Below are 14,760 nucleotides of genomic sequence, written 5' to 3'. Positions count from 1 at the left end.
GTGGTGGTTATTGGGTGATCAGGCCGCCGATGGCGGGGCCCAGTAGAACGATGGTGAGGAAGGTCAGGCCAACGATGGCCGAGGTCCAGCGGATGGCGCGGCGCCGGTGCCGCTGGTGGGTGGTCATGGCGTCGCAGGCAGTGAGGCGGCTGCAACAGCTTCATCAAGCCGCTGTTTTGCCCGTTCGAATTCCTTTTGCGCGGATTCGATAATGCGCTTCCGGCCCTCTACTTCACTCTTGGCGATCTTCTCCCGCAGCTCATCGGATACAGGAATTCCGTACTTCATCGCTGACCTAGCCAGACTGATAACTACGTGATCCTGATTGTTGCGAGCGCAAGACGCGACCTCTTTGGCGTACCACTTTGCTGCAACTTGCCGAGCCTCTTCTTCTGACGTTGCCAAGAGAACCTCGGTATTTGAGCCGCTACCATCGGAGTAGGCGGCCATTTTCCAGCGGTAGTGATTTTTAGTCCCGCCGTAGATCGAGAGCAGGCGCATTTCCTTGTCGCTGTCATAGCCAAGGATCGACTCGACCGTGCCGATTAAGAAGCCGCTGTAGTGGTCGATCTTGACCAAGTGCGTCACCGCTCCGGAAATCCACAGGTCCAGGTTTCGAAGCTGGTCGTTCTCTTCATGGCGCTTGCGCATTTTGGCAAGATCGCTCTCCATGGTGCGTTTTTCGCTGGAAAGATCGTTCAGCTCTTTGCGCCGCTCATTAATTCGGCCTTCCAGCTCTTGAACCTTTCCGTGCAGCTTTGCAACTGGTGGTTCGGCGTAGACCTCGGGCCAGGACTTCACCGGGCCGTAGTGAGGCTCACCGTCTTCCTGTTCATAAATCGGCTCAACCGCATAACCGCTTGAGGTCTGCGCAACGAACGAGGCCGCTTCGCCGTGGATGCTGTAGACCGTCTGACCTGCTTCAAATTGATTATTCATTACGCTTTCACCTCATAAGCCACGGTCCACTCACCGCACAGGCAGGCCCTACGGCTCCAGGCGTGGACGTTTTCGATACCGGCGTCGTAGGCCAGCGACAGTGCGCCGAGCCAGGACGTGTGGGTAAATGCCAGGGTCATGGTGTTCATTGCGCAGACCTCGCTCGGATATCCGCAAGAAACGCTTCCGCCTGTGTTTGATAAAGGCGGTTGTAGCGTTCCTTGTAGTGGAAGAATTCGCCGTCATCGATGGCGCCCAACGCATAGGCCATTTCCATGGCCATGCTGGTTTCGGCGAACAACTGAGACGACGTGTCGCCGTTGCGAATGCATTCGAAGCGAGCATCGATCATGCCCACCGCGATAACGTTTGCACGGCTCATGCTGCCCACCGTTGCCGGCGCTTGATGGCGTCGATCTCAACCCACAGCGCCAGCGTGATCTGCGGCCCGTACTGGTGGGCCAGCACCGGCAGTTGATAGTCCGGAACATCCATGCGAGTGCCGTCTTCGTCGTAGCAGATGCCCGAAACCAACTTGAATTCCAGTTCCCGACAGCCCTGGGCGTCCCAGTCGCTATCCCACGTTCCCGGCCGTGCAGGCTCATTCACGCAATGGGTCACTCCCACCTGGAGGACAAACCCCTCAACAACTATTTCGTGTTCCATGGATGCCTCCAGAGTGGCGGGTTAGTCGTAGTAGTCCTGATCGGCCAGATACTCGGAATGCTCGCTTACAAGCCATTCCTCCATTGAGGCGATCTCGGATTCAGTCATGAAGCTGGTGTCGTCTTTCGAATCCCACTCGATTTCGCAATGACCGAAGTACTCATCGGGATCGGCGGCTTGGGAGCTGAAATTGCCTTTTCGAGCCGAGAAATATGCGACGGTCAGGCTGATGGCAACGTCCTCGCCGCCCTTGACCGTCCAGTATTCGTAAGTGCGGGCCATGATTCCTCCAGGTGGCGTTAGTCGGTGTAAGCGATGTATTTGAAGTGTCCGGTATCTTTGTTGAAGCGCTCAAACCTGCCGCCGAACGTTCCGCGCACCTTCTCCTCGACTTCCTTGGCCTCGGTGCCGATAGGGAAAACTCCCTCCTTAATCATCGAGCTGCTGCTGTGGAGCTTGTCCACCCAGTCGATCTTGGTGGGGTCTAGCACGCGAGGCTTTGTTTGGATGTATGGAACCGGGCCGCCCATGCTGATAGACGAGATATCGCGAACGCACAGCGGGTCATCAGCGGCGCGCCACCCACAGTCATGACAGTGCATGTCGGCGCTCTCATGTCGCCAGCACGGCGCTGATATGTGGCAACTACAATCCTTGACTGGCTCCAGCTCGATTACACCTTGGCAGCCATCACGGGCGCACACGTCGCCCTCGGAATATCCGAAATCGCTCATGGCGACCTCCAGTGTTTGGGGTTAGGCGGTAGCCTTGGCGATTACAGCTTCTGCATGAGCCAGGGCGGCGTGGTACTTGCTGAGGTGCGCTGCGCCAAGCCTTGCCAGTCCAACCAGGTTTGTAAGGCTTTCCAGCAGCTCACGTGCCGAAGCCATTGCCTTTGCGGTGGAAAGTGCTTCGGCGTAAGTGATCTCGCAATCGGCAATCACCGGGTGCGCATCGCGCTGGACCACAACCGCAACGCCCTGATAAGCAGGGCTACGGTCGGTATCAATGATCCGGAAGCCGCCCGTTACCGCGACCTCGTCAACTTGAAGTGCCATGTCGTTTCCTCTGTGGGTTCACCTGTATTCGCTCAACACTCATGCCTCCCGCTGGTTGCCGATGGGCGCGGGGGGAGGAGTGCTGACGGGTAGAGGCGCGCAAAAAAGCCCAGTCGAAACCGGGCTTTTCCCTCTTTACGTACAAGCCTGCCGGGCGCATGTGGCGTCGGGCAGCTATTGGCTAGTCCATGGTGAAACCCTCCTATCGTTCGCTCACTGGGAAGGCAGTGGCCACCTATTGAATTAATCCGCATGTGCGGGCTGCTGCTACCTTTCGGCTCCCTCCCGGCGGGATGTGCAGTGGGCCCCGGGGTTGATGCAGAGGCCGGAGCTGATCCCGGCACGACTATTAGCGGCCTTAGTGACACCGGGGTTTCACCGGGGCGAAGGTTTCAGCCGCTTATTCTTGGACTCGCCGTGGCCATCTGGGCGCTTACTCACTCTACCGGCCACGATTCCCGCGATCCCTCAGGTCTTACACTTGCCCGTCAGCCCGGGCATTCATCTGCTTGTTGCGGTGATGCAGGTGGGCGGTTATAGGCCGCGATTTCTTCCGCATCGGGGTGTGATCTGACCCAATCCGTCGATCCGCCATCGAGGGCGAACCTCCGTCGCAACCAGATCACACTCCGATGCAGCCTCTCCCTATACGAGTCTCCCCAAGGAAAGGATCGGTCCAATTTTCGTCTGGCTGACGTGCAAGGAAGGGGTTGATCAGTCGTCGTCGCCTGCTTCGATCATCTTTTCGATGTCGGCGGCGACCGGCTTCTGCCAGTTCTTGATCTGGCCTGTTTCCAGGTCGATGTTCAGGATCAGGTAGTCGCCGTAGTGCTGGCCGGGAAAGAAGTCCGGCACGTAGCCTTCATAGCTGCCGACTTCCTCGCCCTGGGCGTCTTTCAGGCCAGCAGCGAAACCGTCGCGGACCTTGATGTAGAGGTGCAGCTCAGTCACATCGACCTGCACCGTTTTTTGCTGATTGATTTGCATGCTGCTGTCTCCTGATTGGCTTCCAAATACCTCCAGGGGGTCTAGAGGCATTTGTGAAACCAGATGGCTACCTGAATCAGCAGGGGGCCATCTGTGTGCTATTGCTCGGTTCTGATCTCTGATCTTGGCGTCCAACCAGTTGGCATTTTCACCAAGCACCCGACACCAAGTGCATAGCGCGTTGTTCTGTCGGTTTGGTAGCCGAACCATGCGCAATTGGTCCAGTTAGAGGCCGCTGAGATTGCGATCGCAGTCGCGGCAGCTATTCCGACCCAGGCCTTAAGCCTCAATGCCGAAGTCTTTCAGTCGCAGGCCGAGTTCGTTGCCGATCTCACCCAGGACCTTCAGCTCTTCAGGACTGATATTGCCGTCACCTTCTGCAACGGTGAGCATGTTCACGAACACCTCTTCCGCGTCGGCTGGGTTGTTCTTGATATCGCGAATCTCGCGCAGGATGTTCATGCGGCCGAGGCGGAAACCGGCCTGCAGTTGCTCGGTGAAAAGGTTGACGGTGCTGGTGATCTCGGAGCCGAAATGCTCCAGCGCCTTGTTGGCCCGGATCTGGATATCAATTTGTGCCGCTTCGTTCTTGCTGATCTCGCCGTCCGACGCTGCCACCAGCAGGCAGCCGCCGACGATGGCCTGCATCAGGTCGCGATTTTCCAGTTTCTTTACTGCGCGCTTGGCGCCGAACAATTTTTTGCCAATGCCGAACATGGGTGATTCCTCTTTTTGGGTGATTTCCCAGATGACCCTGTCGCCAAGGTCATCGAGGAAATCTGTTCGCCGTGACCCGCAACTGGCGTCGGTCACTGGCTTGAATCAAATGTCACTCCAGCCGCGGGCCTTTCGGCTTTTTCTCCCGCTGGATAACTGTTCTTGGCGCTTTACGCTGCACGCCCGGGTCAGTTGCCAACCCTCTGAACCGTTTAGGCCGGTTCATCGCTGCCTTTGAATCTAGGCCGGTGGTGATCCGGCAAGGGGTGTCGCTAAAGAGCGGCGAGCTGTGAGGCCCTGGCGAGTCCCTGTTGGGTGACTCGATGGAGTGAACAATACGTCTGCGTATCAATATAGTCAATACGCTGACGTATCATTTTTTTGATGGGCACAAAAAACCCGCTCAGTGGCGGGAATGGGTCGACGTTGGCTCTCTGCTAGAATCCGGCTCATTAACTGATCGGAGTAGGAAATGAAACGGGTAGCCCCTCTATTGTCGACGTTGGTTTTGGCTGGATGCATGAGTGCACCCGATCGCAGCCAGGATGATATGACCTATGAAAGCATCTCCGATTACGCGATGGTCGGCATTCGAGCTAGCTCCGCCGCCGCCGGGACAACTATTGACGTCTTCGCATATTGCGATGCGGATCGACGCGAGTACTCCATTAATCCGACAACTGAATTCAGGGTCGAGGGAAGGCGATGGACTGTGAAAATTGATGGCGACAAGTTCTGGCGGAGCGACCTCAGCTATGACGATGAGGCATCATTCCTTGCCTCGCTCGAAACTATGGAGATAGTCGGCCCCGTGAGTATTCTTAGCGGTCAGCCCCGGATGCAAGTTGCAAATGCCCAGATGCTCCGCATTCCCGAACTGTGCAAGCAGAAGCAGGCCGAGGTTGTGGCTAACATCAACAGCACAATCGAAAAAAGTCGAAAAAAGGACGAAGACTTGATAGCTGACGTCGTCAGCCGGACCGGCACCCAGCCTATGTTTGGCGGAGAGAATCAGAAGACACTCAACAATCTGGTCGGAATATTCCAGACATCCGGGATCGCATCCTTCCAAGGGAAATTTGTTTGGGTTGAGGATGGAGACTACGTCGTTTCGCAGGTTATGGACGGCGCCGTGCTTCTGCTCAGCATGACTAATCCTGTCAGATGGCCTGCCATAACGATAATCACCGATAAGCAAGTGATAGAGGGGCAGTTCTGGTCAGCGGCGTCGAGAGGTCCACTCCAGTTCGTCGGGGTCAAAAGCTACAGGACAGCAATAGGAGCGACCCGGCAGACCCTGATCTTCAGGCCAATCTAGTAACTTAGGCAGCCAACTGTGCCCGCTACATCATGAACACAGATTTAGGCATCTTGCCATCGACAACGGTCCCGACGATCTCCCAGGTGTCATCCACCAGTTTCGTCGGGTAAGATGAATTCAATGGCTTCAGATAAAGATCCCCGGCGTCGCGGACCAGTTGCTTAAATGTCGCCTCATTGGTATCTGTCATCCTTGCTACGACATACTGCCCGGGGCGCGGCTCAATATCTGGCGCAACCAGGATTAGAAATCCCTCCGGGAACGAGCTTCCGCTGGAGCTGGTCATGGATGATCCAACTACCCTAAGCCAGAATGCGTTTTCGCCTGCCCACACGTCTGAAGAGTGCTGAGGGCACAGCGCCACATTGCTCATTTCTACCGCTTCCTTAGCGCTCCCGGCTTGCACCCAGCTTATTTCCGGGTACAGAAATGATCTTGTTGGTTGCAGAGTCATCTCTACGTTCGCGTCGAACTGATCAATCAAGTCGGGGCGCGGGCCGCCATCCCAAAGCCACTTACTAGGGACGCGCAACACTTTAGCGATTTTCTCGATATTTTCCCTTCTGGGGGATTTCGACTCACCTGAAATTATGCGATGCACGGTCGGCTGCTTGAGTCCCGCCTGCCGAGCAAGCTCGCCCTCGCTCCAGCCTCGCGCGGTCATCTCCGAAAATACCCGATCACCAATGTGCATTTGCCACCAATAGAAAAACGTATTGCAAGAGTGTATTGCTTGTATCAATACGTGCGCGTATCATTCGCTCGATACGTCGCCGAATTGGAGGCACTTATGACGATTCAACAGATGCTGTCCGGCTTGTTCGCCATGGGCTTCTCCCAGAAGGCAATAGCCGACAAGGCAGAGACCACTCAGCCAACTATTCACCGGGCCAGCAAGGGCGCCGGGGTTCGCTATGAAACAGGGAAAGCTATCGAAACCCTGTACGAAGAAGCCATCCAGAAATCAGCCGCTTAACCCTCTCGAACAACCAAGGAGCCTCACCAATGGCATACGACGACACACGCCACCTGAAAGACCGGGAGATCAAGTCCCGCTATGACGATGAAACCTATGAGGCGTTAAAGGCTGTGGCCCGCCTGCACAAGCTGCAACTGGCCGTGTTCGTTCGGATGTGCGTCGAGGAGAAGTTGGAAAGCATCGTTGAACCGAATGCTACCGGTAAACACATGCAGGCCTGAAGGCCCTGAAGGAGGCTTACGTGCCTGAAACCACGATCTGCCACGGGATCGATGGGCGCCTCTACGAAAAGCTTGAACGGTTGGCAGCAGCGGCAGGGATGACCCCTGACGAGTACGCCGCAAAGCTTGGAGCAGAACGCTTTTTCGAGAAGACCAGGCCAAAAGGGGCTGGAAAGATCCGGCATCTACCAACAACAAGGCGTGACCCGCCGAAGGCCGGAATAGGGCCTGAAAAAGGAGGGACTGATGAAGACCCCAATCCATAAACCCAAATCGCAGGCACAAAAAAGCCGGGGCGCAATCCCGGCTCTTTCACAGCGCTTGCAAAAATCGTTTCAATCTGGAGCCGATTATGCACACCTCTAATCTCGATGTACAGGCCCTGAATAATCCCGCGCCACGTTTTTCGCAATCTGAAAACGTGGCGCGGATTAAGCCAGTGACTCCTTTCGACTTCCACGGTTTCCCTGTCCGCGTAATTGACGACGGTCACGGGGAGCCCTGGTTCATCGCCAAGGACATCGCCGAAGCCCTCGGCTACTCCAACACGTCGAAGGCGATCAATGTCCACTGCAAAGCGGTCAGTACCTGCCATACCGAAATGGGAGGTCAGGTTCGCGCAGTGCAAATCATCCCTGAGCGCGATCTCTACCGTCTGGTGATGAAGTCCAAGCTTCCGGCTGCTGAGCAGTTCGAAGAATGGGTGGTGGGCCAGGTGCTGCCGACTATTCGAAAGACTGGTTCTTACACTGCCCAGGACACGAACAACTCCAAGGTCATTGGCGAACTCGCCATTCTGGAATGCTTCGATCGTCTACTGAAGCCGGCACCCTCCAGCAAAATGATGATGCTTGCGCAGATCGCCGCCAATAACGGACTGGATGCGAAATTCCTCCCAGGCTATGCCATTGACGCCGCCCCAGACGCTACTGGCGGATCTTCGATGGAAACCAAGCCCATCACCGACCTCATCAAAGAAAACGGCATTGCCAGCACGGCCACGGCCTTCAACCGCTTGTTGGCTGCCAACGGCTTTATCAAGAAGTGCCAGCGCAACAGCACCAAGCGCGGCGTCGTCGACTTCTGGTCGGTGACTGATAAGGGCCTTCGTTATGGCAAGAACCTGACCAGCCCCAATAACCCCCGCGAGACCGCGCCGCACTGGTACGTGGATCGCTTCCTTGAATTGGCCTGCCTTGTCGGCAAAGGAGCCAAGTAATGGCTGGCGACTGGATTAAATTCGAACTCACTACCATGGACAAGCCAGAGGTTTGCCTTATCGCCGACCTGGCCGGCATTGATCCGGATGCGGTGGTGGGGAAGCTCATGCGTGTGTGGGCTTGGTTCGATCAGCAAACAGAAAATGGTAACGCTCCAAGCGTTAGTAAAAAGTTACTTGATCGCTCAGTAGGCGTTACCGGTTTCTGCGATCACATGAAGTCCGTGGGCTGGATGGCAGAAGCTGAGGGTGTGATCAGCCTTCCTCATTTTGAGCGTCACAACGGGAAGACCGCTAAAAACAGGCTCCTCACGGCAAAGCGCGTAGCCAGTCATAAAGCAGGTAACGCAAAAGGTAACGCTCGCATCGTTACTTCTGCGTTACCTAAAGAAGATGTAGATGTAGAGAAGAATAAAGATCAACACAACTCTCTCTCTGCGCACGAAGCGCTGGTCGCCGAAACGTTCGACGGCTTGGCGCCAGCCGAAGGTGTGCAGGGAGAAGAAAAGCCAGAAGCCGACCCCGTTCCTGTCGACCCCAAGGCGCCATCTGAAATGACGCTGGATTGGGAGCCGAACCGGAACCTCCTGAAAAACTATGCCCTTCGGATGACGCTGCCGGTGGATGTGTTCACTGCTGATGCCACGGCTTCGTTCGTCTGTCACTACACGGCATCCGGCCGGATGGAGACGCAAGACGCATGGGTGGCGCTGCTGGTGAAGTGGGTCAAAACTGACCGAAATCAAGCCAGCAACGTCCGTCAGTTCCCGGCGCGCCGCCAGAGCAACGAGCCTGACTTCGACAGCAACGCCTGGGCCGAAGGCATCGTGGTGAGCCCATGAAGCCAGTCAACCAACTGATGGCGACCATGGGAAACCTGCCGCCAGCCATTCACGCCTTGCCCCTCCATGTGACGCCGCAGACGGCCGAAGTGGTTAACGACCTGTTCCGCCGCCTGCGCGGGATCTTCCCGGCGTGGCGCCAGGCATGGCCATCCACCGAAGCGCTCGACGCCGCCAAGGCCGAGTGGATCAAGGAATTCGCCGATGAGGGCATCCGCACTCTGGAGCAGATCGAGTTCGGTATCCAGAAGTGCCGCAAGCTCAAGAAGCCTTTCGCGCCGAGCGTGGGGGAGTTCATCGCGATGTGCGTGCCTGGCCCGGAAGACTTCGGCATGCCTTCGGTCGCCGGGGCCTGGATGGAGGCGCTGATGGAGACCTACAGCCATGAAGGCGTGAAGATCGCTGCCGTTGCCACTGGCCTGTTCGACCTTCGCTCAGCCAAGCAGGAAGACAAGGGCCTTCGCCAGCGCTTCGATCACAACTACGCCGTGGTGATCCGCCGCGCCCAGGAAGGCCAGCCGCTCGACGGCAAGATCCTGACAGGCATCGGCCACGACAGCCAGAAGACGGCCTTTGAGATGGCCAACGACCTGGCCGACCAACAAACCCAGGCACGAATCCTTCAGCAAGGCATCCCGGCAGACGGCAAGTCAGCCCGTGAACTGCTGCTGGCAAAAATGAATATCAAGCGCGAAGCACAGCGCGTAGAGGGGAAATTCTGATGAAGGATCACATCGACAAAGCGGGTATTCGATGCGCTGTTGCAGGGCTCGCAATGCTGGTTTTCTGTTTCGTGATTTGGGGGCCGCTGAACACTATCTGGATTGGCCCATGGATCTACGAGGGGACAACCATTGGCACCTTCGAGTGGCGCAAGGCATGGGTTTACAACGGCTGGATTCTGTTCGCGCCCATCGCCATCTTCCTCGGCTACTGCATCTTCACGATGGTTCGGGCAATCCGCAAAGACGAATCGGAGCGCTTTGAGCGCATGGCATTGATCGCAGAAGCAGCGGAGCAGCGGACATGACCGACTACAACGAACTGCAAGCCGAACTCACAGCAAAGAAAGCCGCCGGCTGGCAATGCACCGACGGCCTGTCAATCGACACGGTCCTGGCCCTGATCGCCGAGAACGAGCGGTTGTTAAATCTTCTTGAGCGAACCGTAGAGCAGCATGTGCCGCTGACTGAACTTGAAGGCGTGCCGGGTTGGAGCCGCGTAGTTGAGCTTGTCGAAGTTGTCACCGAGCGCGACCAACTCCGCGCCGAAATCGCCGGCCTCAAGACCGGCTACGAAGCCTACGAGCAGGTGAATGCTGAGCTGAAGGCTGAGAATGAGGCGCTTCGCAAGGATGCAGAGCGCTGGAGATTCTTTTCGGTATTGGCAAATGATCTTCAGGCGTTCCCACACGCATGGGGAAAGATGACTCCAGAAAAAATGGATGCGATGTGCGACCAAGCTATGGCTGACGCCGCCATGAGCCAGGGAGAGCAGTCATGAACGAGATTGCTCAATGGATCGGCTATGGCGTGATGGTTTGCTCGGCCGTTGGCTTCCTGGCCTTGATTCTGTTCGTCCTGTCCTATGCCTGCGTAACGATCGTGAACAAGTGGATCAAGGCAATGATGCGAGCCTACGACCTTGGCACCTTGCGCAAGACCATGCGTCAGCTTGAGGCGGAAGGGAAGGTGAGTAAGTCGACGGGAGTGAAGCCATGACCAGCCTCCAGATCCGCAACGAATCAGACCGCAACAAGGCCATGGGCTACATCGCCGGCCTGGACCTGGCCAAGCCGAAGAAGCTGGCCATCACCGAAGTGGACCGCAGCGGGGAGCAGAACAAGAAGCTCCACAAGTTACTGAGCCAAATCGCAGAGCAAGTTTCCTGGCACGGTCAGAAACTCACCATCGACGTATGGAAGCGACTGTGCACCGCAGCATGGCTCAGAGAGGCCGGACATTCGCCGATGCTGGTTCCGGCTTTGGATGGGCATGGGATAGATATGATTTTCGAGCACACCTCAAAGCTGAGCATTGCCCAGTGCGCAAGCCTTATCACTTGGATCGAAGCATTTGGCAGCCAAGAGGGCGTCCGCTGGGCGGCTCAGGATCACTATGGGGGCCGGTACTGATGAAGTTGAATTCAATGCCAGATCACTCGTACTTGATCGATCAGATCCATTACTCACAAGAAACCGGGGTTTTCACCTGGAAGGTTCGCAGGAAGGGACGATATCAAGACGAGCCAGCAGGCTCTTTGCAGAAGAATGGTTACTTGCTCATAACCGTAGACGGTGTTCGCTATTTTGCGCATCGCCTCGCGTGGTACTGGGTTACAGGTGAAGACCCCGCCACCGGTATTGATCATCGAGACGGGGTTGGCGCCAATAACCGCTTTAGCAATCTTCGTCCGGGCGATCAGTTGCTGAACGTGCAAAATCAGCGCCGCCCGCGATCCGATAACTCATCCGGTTATTTGGGGGTTTCGCCTCTCGGCAAAAGATTCTGTGCGCAGATCCATCACTTAGGGAAAAAACATCACCTTGGGGTTTTCGATACTGCCATAGCGGCCCATGACGCGTACGTGGCCGAAAAGCGAAAGATTCATGCGGGGTGCACTCTATGAGCATTCAAGCCAAACAACCCAAGCCCAAGACCTGCAAGAACCCAGCATGCAGGGCCTCATTCGTCCCGCAGCGCCTGGGTCAGGCGGTGTGCAGCCCTAAGTGTGCGCTGGCCACCGTAGAGGTGCAGAAGGCCAAGGAGAAGAAGTCGCTGGCCCAGGCCGGGCGCCGGGATATCAAGGTGCGCAAGGAGGCCCTGAAAAGTCGCGGCGACCACATGAAGGACGCCGAGAAGGCCGTACGCGACTACCGGCGCACCTACGAACTGAGCATCGGTAGCGGGTGCATCAGTTGCGGTGAGTCGCAGGAATCAATCCTCCACGCCCAGGGTTGGAAGACTGGCGGCGCATTTGATGCCGGGCACTTCCTCGGCAAGGGCGCTCGGCCAGAGTTAAGGCTGGTGCCCAGCAATATTTGGTTGCAGTGCAAGAGCTGTAATGCCGGTTCGTCCAAGTACGCCCGAAAGGGCCAAACGGTTTCGCAGGCGTTCCGGGAAGGGCTGATCGGCCGCATCGGCCTGGAGGCTGTCGAGGCGCTGGAGGCAGACCACACGCCGCGCAAGGAAACCATAGAGCAACTGAAAGCCATCACTGCCGAATACCGGGCAAAGACCAAAGAACTGAAGAAGGGGCAGGCAGCATGACCTATCGCAACGTTGTTTCAGCAGTAGTTCGCGCCCTTGCGGCCGAGACCATCAATTCCGCAGGCGGCTGCGACTTTGAGCCAAAGGTGCAGTGCGCCAAGCAGAAGGGGGAGATCGTCGGTAAGGAGGCGGCGCTTCTCCAGGACTGCTGGGTGTTCGGTCGACTGCACAAGGCGCTGAATCCGGCGCACTGGCGGGCACTGGTGGCGAAGTACTCCACTCACGACGAACGCAAGCACGGCGCCATCCTGGAATTGCTCAATTCCGTGAAGACGCCAGCGCCGCAGCGGTTTCGCGAGTGCGCCATTCTGACCTGGGCAATTCCTCAGGTGCGCGGCAAGCATGAGTCGGCTGGTATCGAGGTGGTAAGTCGTGAAGCTGAGGCCATAGCCAAGAACAAGGCGTTGCTGGATTCGTTTCATGAGAAGGGCGTGCGCGGTATGGATGACACTGTAGATCGCAAGCAGACGCTCAAGCGCTCTACAGCAGTTCTGCCTGCTGCCTGGTACGACATTACTAATTGGGACAACGATGGCAAGCCGGAGTCGACCCGCTACCGGTGGCGCTCGTCGATCCGCAAGGCGCTGGATGACCAGGTGAACGAGGCGCTGACGGCCGCCCAGGAACTGCTTGATGCTGAGGGGCTTATCGAAAGTTGCGCGGCGTAGCAAATACCCATTGCAATTAGTGAGAAAGTGAGAGAATATTTATCCATCCTGTCGATCTTGCGCGTTGAGGGTAATGCGCAAGAGCGGCACTGAGTATCTGGAGATACTTTGCAGACTTTACGCACTGTCGTACCTACCGATACAAGCGCACTTCCTGGAATATGTCTGCGATCGAGATGCTATCGGGACACGGTCAAGATGACCAACCACTGCGCCGCTCACCAGCCAAAGCCGAAATCAAGGCCGCCCTCTTGGGTAGGTCTCAATGTCGTGTACATGGTTGGTATTGAGGGCGAGCCTTACATCAAGGTTGGATTTGCGTCAGAGCTGAGTAGCCGCATGATCAACATGCAGGTTGGCTCGCCGAAGAAGCTTCTGGTTTTGGCCGTGTTTGCCGGTGACGTAAAATCCGAGGCGCTCATGCACCGAGAGCTTCAGGAGCATCATGTCAGGGGTGAGTGGTTCCACTACGACGAAGCCAAAGCTCTGGCCGTAAGGCTTGGCGTAAGCAAGGCTTTGCGCGACCAGCTGGGTATCCGTGACGTTGTGTGCAGGTTCATTGCTGAGGGCTATCACTGGGACGCTCAGGGACTGCCGAGAAGCGGCGCGAAGAAAGCGCTAATAGGCAGCCTCAAGAACATCTAAACCAAACAAAAGAACACCAAAACCCTGCTTTCGAGCCGGGTTTTTTTATTTCCTCGAATTCATCCTTCTGGAGATGCGCATGAAGCTGAAAGCCAAAAGCAATCTGCTGGAGCGCGCCAGAAATGCTTGGGAGGCGGTCGCACGCCAAGTTGGCGAGACCGACTTCTCGCGCCATCCACGCACCGGCGAGTATTTGCATCCCGGTGTCGCCATGGGTTGGCGGATCCACAAAAAGAATCTGTAGTTTCACCTGCAGCCAGGGCAGCCATCGGGAGGCCTGGACGCTGATAAGCCGGTAGTGCAGCGCTACGGAAAAACACCGGCAGCCCGCGCGCCCTGACCTAACACGCTTTCAGGGTGGTGCGAGACAGGAACAGCGAGATCGATGCACTTGGGTGTCGACGCCGTGATGGTCTTTGGCTGGCAGCGTGGGAAGACACGCGCACCTATTCAGGGCCTCGACATTGATCGGGGCTTTTTCATTTTCGGCTCCCCACACCCATTGCTCCGAGCTGGGAGTGCAGCGGATGCCGATCTATTCCGCGGAGAAACCAATGGCAGAACCAACGAGCACTGCCGCCAGCGTGTTGCTGGTGAAGTACGGCGTGGTCATGGCTGCTTTCATCGGTTCGATCCTGTCCCTTGGTTTTCTGAAAGACCTTACTCGGGGCCAGGCGGCAACCGCTGTAGCTACCGGCTTCGGATTTTCGGTTTACCTGACGCAACCAGTGACGTTATGGCTTGCCCCCAAGCTCGGCCTTGCTGTGAATGATGATCTGTTGTGTGGCGTGGCATTCGTGCTCGGCCTGACAGCGATGAACATCATTCCGGCCATGAAGGCAGCAATGGGCGCGGTCGTAACGGCGCGAGGTGCCTGACATGAACAGCATTCTTTTATCGACGCTGGGGCTGGTTGATGCGGCTCTTTGCCTCGTCGTCGCTCTGGCCGCCTGTGACTACCTGCGGCGGTTGCGTCCGATCGATCAGCCACTACTTAGTGCTGCGTTCTACCTGGTCGCGATCGGCGCCTTCGGTTCATTCGTCACTTCCATGCAAGGTCACTGGGTGAACCCCATGAGCGCGATGCTTCACGCTGGGATGGTGGCTTATGCCTGGGCTCGTCGTGGGTATGTATGCGAGATCGCGCCAGTCGGTGGCTATCAGCCCATTGAGCGAAAAGGCCAGGTAGCGCCACCACCGAAGAATCCGTAATCCGCGCCACGTTTTCA

28 protein-coding genes are annotated in these 14,760 nt (G+C 56.8%); 18 read left to right on the top strand and 10 right to left on the bottom strand.

Going from position 1 to position 14,760, the window contains the following annotated elements:
- Nucleotides 1–123 precede the first annotated feature (123 nt).
- From AB4P90_RS18885 to AB4P90_RS18845, 9 genes are all read right to left on the bottom strand, one after another.
- Complete coding sequence (locus AB4P90_RS18885; protein ID WP_395605275.1) at nt 124–939, bottom strand: hypothetical protein; 816 nt, start codon at nt 937–939, stop codon at nt 124–126.
- Nucleotides 939–1,088 carry a hypothetical protein gene (locus tag AB4P90_RS18880; protein ID WP_169862700.1) on the bottom strand — a complete coding sequence of 50 codons (150 nt, stop codon included), beginning with the start codon at nt 1,086–1,088 and terminating at the stop codon, nt 939–941. Before AB4P90_RS18880 ends, AB4P90_RS18885 begins: the two co-directional genes overlap by 1 nt.
- Nucleotides 1,085–1,321, bottom strand: a complete 237-nt coding sequence (locus tag AB4P90_RS18875; RefSeq protein WP_038440773.1) for a hypothetical protein — start codon at nt 1,319–1,321, stop codon at nt 1,085–1,087. The genes AB4P90_RS18880 and AB4P90_RS18875 overlap by 4 nt, the downstream gene beginning before the upstream one ends.
- The gene (locus AB4P90_RS18870) at nt 1,318–1,605 is read right to left on the bottom strand and encodes a hypothetical protein (RefSeq protein ID WP_198831154.1); all 288 of its coding nucleotides are present in this window, start codon (nt 1,603–1,605) and stop codon (nt 1,318–1,320) included. The genes AB4P90_RS18875 and AB4P90_RS18870 overlap by 4 nt, the downstream gene beginning before the upstream one ends.
- Before the next feature lie 21 nt (nt 1,606–1,626).
- The gene (locus tag AB4P90_RS18865; RefSeq protein WP_395605274.1) at nt 1,627–1,887 is read right to left on the bottom strand and encodes a hypothetical protein; all 261 of its coding nucleotides are present in this window, start codon (nt 1,885–1,887) and stop codon (nt 1,627–1,629) included.
- Nucleotides 1,888–1,904: 17 nt separating this feature from the next.
- Nucleotides 1,905–2,339: a hypothetical protein gene (locus tag AB4P90_RS18860; protein ID WP_141123435.1), complete on the bottom strand. Its 435-nt coding sequence runs from the start codon at nt 2,337–2,339 to the stop codon at nt 1,905–1,907.
- A gap of 21 nt (nt 2,340–2,360) precedes the next feature.
- The gene (locus AB4P90_RS18855) at nt 2,361–2,663 is read right to left on the bottom strand and encodes a hypothetical protein (RefSeq protein ID WP_395605273.1); all 303 of its coding nucleotides are present in this window, start codon (nt 2,661–2,663) and stop codon (nt 2,361–2,363) included.
- Between the two features lie 714 nt (nt 2,664–3,377).
- Entirely contained in the window at nt 3,378–3,650 is a 273-nt protein-coding gene (locus AB4P90_RS18850; RefSeq protein ID WP_010566440.1) for a hypothetical protein, read from the bottom strand.
- A gap of 279 nt (nt 3,651–3,929) precedes the next feature.
- Nucleotides 3,930–4,463 (bottom strand): tellurite resistance TerB family protein, encoded by a 534-nt coding sequence (locus AB4P90_RS18845; RefSeq protein ID WP_395605272.1) that lies wholly within the window; start codon nt 4,461–4,463, stop codon nt 3,930–3,932.
- Nucleotides 4,464–4,917: 454 nt separating this feature from the next.
- Between AB4P90_RS18845 and AB4P90_RS18840 the strand changes: the two genes are divergently transcribed.
- A complete protein-coding gene (locus tag AB4P90_RS18840) occupies nt 4,918–5,685 on the top strand; it encodes a hypothetical protein (protein ID WP_395605271.1) in 768 nt (255 codons plus the stop codon).
- Nucleotides 5,686–5,710: 25 nt separating this feature from the next.
- Here AB4P90_RS18840 and AB4P90_RS18835 read toward each other — a convergent pair whose 3' ends face one another.
- Nucleotides 5,711–6,382: a LexA family protein gene (locus AB4P90_RS18835; RefSeq protein WP_395605270.1), complete on the bottom strand. Its 672-nt coding sequence runs from the start codon at nt 6,380–6,382 to the stop codon at nt 5,711–5,713.
- 96 nt (nt 6,383–6,478) lie between these two features.
- Here AB4P90_RS18835 and AB4P90_RS18830 point away from each other — a divergent pair, with 96 nt between their 5' ends.
- The 17 genes from AB4P90_RS18830 (at nt 6,479) to AB4P90_RS18750 (ending at nt 14,743) form a co-directional block, all read left to right on the top strand.
- On the top strand, nt 6,479–6,664 hold the full coding sequence (locus tag AB4P90_RS18830) for a hypothetical protein (protein ID WP_395605269.1): 186 nt from the start codon (nt 6,479–6,481) through the stop codon (nt 6,662–6,664).
- A gap of 29 nt (nt 6,665–6,693) precedes the next feature.
- The gene (locus tag AB4P90_RS18825; protein ID WP_040267807.1) at nt 6,694–6,888 is read left to right on the top strand and encodes a hypothetical protein; all 195 of its coding nucleotides are present in this window, start codon (nt 6,694–6,696) and stop codon (nt 6,886–6,888) included.
- 20 nt (nt 6,889–6,908) lie between these two features.
- Entirely contained in the window at nt 6,909–7,154 is a 246-nt protein-coding gene (locus tag AB4P90_RS18820; RefSeq protein WP_053254929.1) for a hypothetical protein, read from the top strand.
- 86 nt (nt 7,155–7,240) lie between these two features.
- Nucleotides 7,241–8,107 carry a Bro-N domain-containing protein gene (locus AB4P90_RS18815; protein WP_395605268.1) on the top strand — a complete coding sequence of 289 codons (867 nt, stop codon included), beginning with the start codon at nt 7,241–7,243 and terminating at the stop codon, nt 8,105–8,107.
- On the top strand, nt 8,107–8,949 hold the full coding sequence (locus AB4P90_RS18810; RefSeq protein ID WP_198719802.1) for a DnaT-like ssDNA-binding domain-containing protein: 843 nt from the start codon (nt 8,107–8,109) through the stop codon (nt 8,947–8,949). The genes AB4P90_RS18815 and AB4P90_RS18810 overlap by 1 nt, the downstream gene beginning before the upstream one ends.
- The gene (locus AB4P90_RS18805) at nt 8,946–9,671 is read left to right on the top strand and encodes a replication protein P (protein ID WP_395605267.1); all 726 of its coding nucleotides are present in this window, start codon (nt 8,946–8,948) and stop codon (nt 9,669–9,671) included. Before AB4P90_RS18810 ends, AB4P90_RS18805 begins: the two co-directional genes overlap by 4 nt.
- A complete protein-coding gene (locus AB4P90_RS18800; protein ID WP_395605266.1) occupies nt 9,671–9,979 on the top strand; it encodes a hypothetical protein in 309 nt (102 codons plus the stop codon). The genes AB4P90_RS18805 and AB4P90_RS18800 overlap by 1 nt, the downstream gene beginning before the upstream one ends.
- On the top strand, nt 9,976–10,452 hold the full coding sequence (locus tag AB4P90_RS18795; protein WP_395605265.1) for a hypothetical protein: 477 nt from the start codon (nt 9,976–9,978) through the stop codon (nt 10,450–10,452). Before AB4P90_RS18800 ends, AB4P90_RS18795 begins: the two co-directional genes overlap by 4 nt.
- A complete protein-coding gene (locus AB4P90_RS18790; RefSeq protein WP_395605264.1) occupies nt 10,449–10,670 on the top strand; it encodes a hypothetical protein in 222 nt (73 codons plus the stop codon). Before AB4P90_RS18795 ends, AB4P90_RS18790 begins: the two co-directional genes overlap by 4 nt.
- A complete protein-coding gene (locus AB4P90_RS18785) occupies nt 10,667–11,083 on the top strand; it encodes a recombination protein NinB (RefSeq protein ID WP_395605263.1) in 417 nt (138 codons plus the stop codon). Before AB4P90_RS18790 ends, AB4P90_RS18785 begins: the two co-directional genes overlap by 4 nt.
- On the top strand, nt 11,083–11,577 hold the full coding sequence (locus tag AB4P90_RS18780; protein ID WP_215518715.1) for an HNH endonuclease: 495 nt from the start codon (nt 11,083–11,085) through the stop codon (nt 11,575–11,577). The genes AB4P90_RS18785 and AB4P90_RS18780 overlap by 1 nt, the downstream gene beginning before the upstream one ends.
- Nucleotides 11,574–12,218, top strand: a complete 645-nt coding sequence (locus tag AB4P90_RS18775; RefSeq protein ID WP_395605262.1) for a recombination protein NinG — start codon at nt 11,574–11,576, stop codon at nt 12,216–12,218. The genes AB4P90_RS18780 and AB4P90_RS18775 overlap by 4 nt, the downstream gene beginning before the upstream one ends.
- Nucleotides 12,215–12,886, top strand: coding sequence for a hypothetical protein (locus AB4P90_RS18770; RefSeq protein WP_395605261.1), 672 nt, complete (start codon nt 12,215–12,217; stop codon nt 12,884–12,886). The genes AB4P90_RS18775 and AB4P90_RS18770 overlap by 4 nt, the downstream gene beginning before the upstream one ends.
- Nucleotides 12,887–13,084: 198 nt before the next feature.
- Nucleotides 13,085–13,531: a GIY-YIG nuclease family protein gene (locus AB4P90_RS18765; protein WP_395605260.1), complete on the top strand. Its 447-nt coding sequence runs from the start codon at nt 13,085–13,087 to the stop codon at nt 13,529–13,531.
- Between the two features lie 79 nt (nt 13,532–13,610).
- Entirely contained in the window at nt 13,611–13,775 is a 165-nt protein-coding gene (locus AB4P90_RS18760) for a hypothetical protein (RefSeq protein ID WP_395605259.1), read from the top strand.
- A 310-nt stretch (nt 13,776–14,085) separates the two neighbouring features.
- Nucleotides 14,086–14,409, top strand: a complete 324-nt coding sequence (locus AB4P90_RS18755) for a peptidase M48, Ste24p (RefSeq protein ID WP_395606105.1) — start codon at nt 14,086–14,088, stop codon at nt 14,407–14,409.
- A 1-nt stretch (nt 14,410) separates the two neighbouring features.
- Nucleotides 14,411–14,743, top strand: a complete 333-nt coding sequence (locus AB4P90_RS18750) for a hypothetical protein (protein ID WP_395605258.1) — start codon at nt 14,411–14,413, stop codon at nt 14,741–14,743.
- Nucleotides 14,744–14,760: the final 17 nt, after the last annotated feature.

The organism is Pseudomonas sp. B16120 (assembly GCF_044218845.1).
Lineage (GTDB): Bacteria > Pseudomonadota > Gammaproteobacteria > Pseudomonadales > Pseudomonadaceae > Aquipseudomonas > Aquipseudomonas paracarnis.
The sequence above is the reverse complement of the archived record's forward strand: the minus strand, read 5'-3'. Positions and strand labels throughout refer to the sequence as shown.

Bases quoted from the DNA above. Each gene is read 5' to 3' on its own strand.
- AB4P90_RS18885 (WP_395605275.1), bottom strand. From the start codon at position 939: ATGAATAATCAATTTGAAGCAGGTCAGACGGTCTACAGCATCCACGGC.
- AB4P90_RS18880 (WP_169862700.1), bottom strand. From the start codon at position 1,088: ATGAACACCATGACCCTGGCATTTACCCACACGTCCTGGCTCGGCGCA.
- AB4P90_RS18875 (WP_038440773.1), bottom strand. From the start codon at position 1,321: ATGAGCCGTGCAAACGTTATCGCGGTGGGCATGATCGATGCTCGCTTC.
- AB4P90_RS18870 (WP_198831154.1), bottom strand. From the start codon at position 1,605: ATGGAACACGAAATAGTTGTTGAGGGGTTTGTCCTCCAGGTGGGAGTG.
- AB4P90_RS18865 (WP_395605274.1), bottom strand. From the start codon at position 1,887: ATGGCCCGCACTTACGAATACTGGACGGTCAAGGGCGGCGAGGACGTT.
- AB4P90_RS18860 (WP_141123435.1), bottom strand. From the start codon at position 2,339: ATGAGCGATTTCGGATATTCCGAGGGCGACGTGTGCGCCCGTGATGGC.
- AB4P90_RS18855 (WP_395605273.1), bottom strand. From the start codon at position 2,663: ATGGCACTTCAAGTTGACGAGGTCGCGGTAACGGGCGGCTTCCGGATC.
- AB4P90_RS18850 (WP_010566440.1), bottom strand. From the start codon at position 3,650: ATGCAAATCAATCAGCAAAAAACGGTGCAGGTCGATGTGACTGAGCTG.
- AB4P90_RS18840 (WP_395605271.1), top strand. From the start codon at position 4,918: ATGACCTATGAAAGCATCTCCGATTACGCGATGGTCGGCATTCGAGCT.
- AB4P90_RS18835 (WP_395605270.1), bottom strand. From the start codon at position 6,382: ATGCACATTGGTGATCGGGTATTTTCGGAGATGACCGCGCGAGGCTGG.
- AB4P90_RS18830 (WP_395605269.1), top strand. From the start codon at position 6,479: ATGACGATTCAACAGATGCTGTCCGGCTTGTTCGCCATGGGCTTCTCC.
- AB4P90_RS18825 (WP_040267807.1), top strand. From the start codon at position 6,694: ATGGCATACGACGACACACGCCACCTGAAAGACCGGGAGATCAAGTCC.
- AB4P90_RS18815 (WP_395605268.1), top strand. From the start codon at position 7,241: ATGCACACCTCTAATCTCGATGTACAGGCCCTGAATAATCCCGCGCCA.
- AB4P90_RS18810 (WP_198719802.1), top strand. From the start codon at position 8,107: ATGGCTGGCGACTGGATTAAATTCGAACTCACTACCATGGACAAGCCA.
- AB4P90_RS18805 (WP_395605267.1), top strand. From the start codon at position 8,946: ATGAAGCCAGTCAACCAACTGATGGCGACCATGGGAAACCTGCCGCCA.
- AB4P90_RS18800 (WP_395605266.1), top strand. From the start codon at position 9,671: ATGAAGGATCACATCGACAAAGCGGGTATTCGATGCGCTGTTGCAGGG.
- AB4P90_RS18795 (WP_395605265.1), top strand. From the start codon at position 9,976: ATGACCGACTACAACGAACTGCAAGCCGAACTCACAGCAAAGAAAGCC.
- AB4P90_RS18790 (WP_395605264.1), top strand. From the start codon at position 10,449: ATGAACGAGATTGCTCAATGGATCGGCTATGGCGTGATGGTTTGCTCG.
- AB4P90_RS18785 (WP_395605263.1), top strand. From the start codon at position 10,667: ATGACCAGCCTCCAGATCCGCAACGAATCAGACCGCAACAAGGCCATG.
- AB4P90_RS18780 (WP_215518715.1), top strand. From the start codon at position 11,083: ATGAAGTTGAATTCAATGCCAGATCACTCGTACTTGATCGATCAGATC.
- AB4P90_RS18775 (WP_395605262.1), top strand. From the start codon at position 11,574: ATGAGCATTCAAGCCAAACAACCCAAGCCCAAGACCTGCAAGAACCCA.
- AB4P90_RS18770 (WP_395605261.1), top strand. From the start codon at position 12,215: ATGACCTATCGCAACGTTGTTTCAGCAGTAGTTCGCGCCCTTGCGGCC.
- AB4P90_RS18765 (WP_395605260.1), top strand. From the start codon at position 13,085: ATGACCAACCACTGCGCCGCTCACCAGCCAAAGCCGAAATCAAGGCCG.
- AB4P90_RS18760 (WP_395605259.1), top strand. From the start codon at position 13,611: ATGAAGCTGAAAGCCAAAAGCAATCTGCTGGAGCGCGCCAGAAATGCT.
- AB4P90_RS18755 (WP_395606105.1), top strand. From the start codon at position 14,086: ATGGCAGAACCAACGAGCACTGCCGCCAGCGTGTTGCTGGTGAAGTAC.
- AB4P90_RS18750 (WP_395605258.1), top strand. From the start codon at position 14,411: ATGAACAGCATTCTTTTATCGACGCTGGGGCTGGTTGATGCGGCTCTT.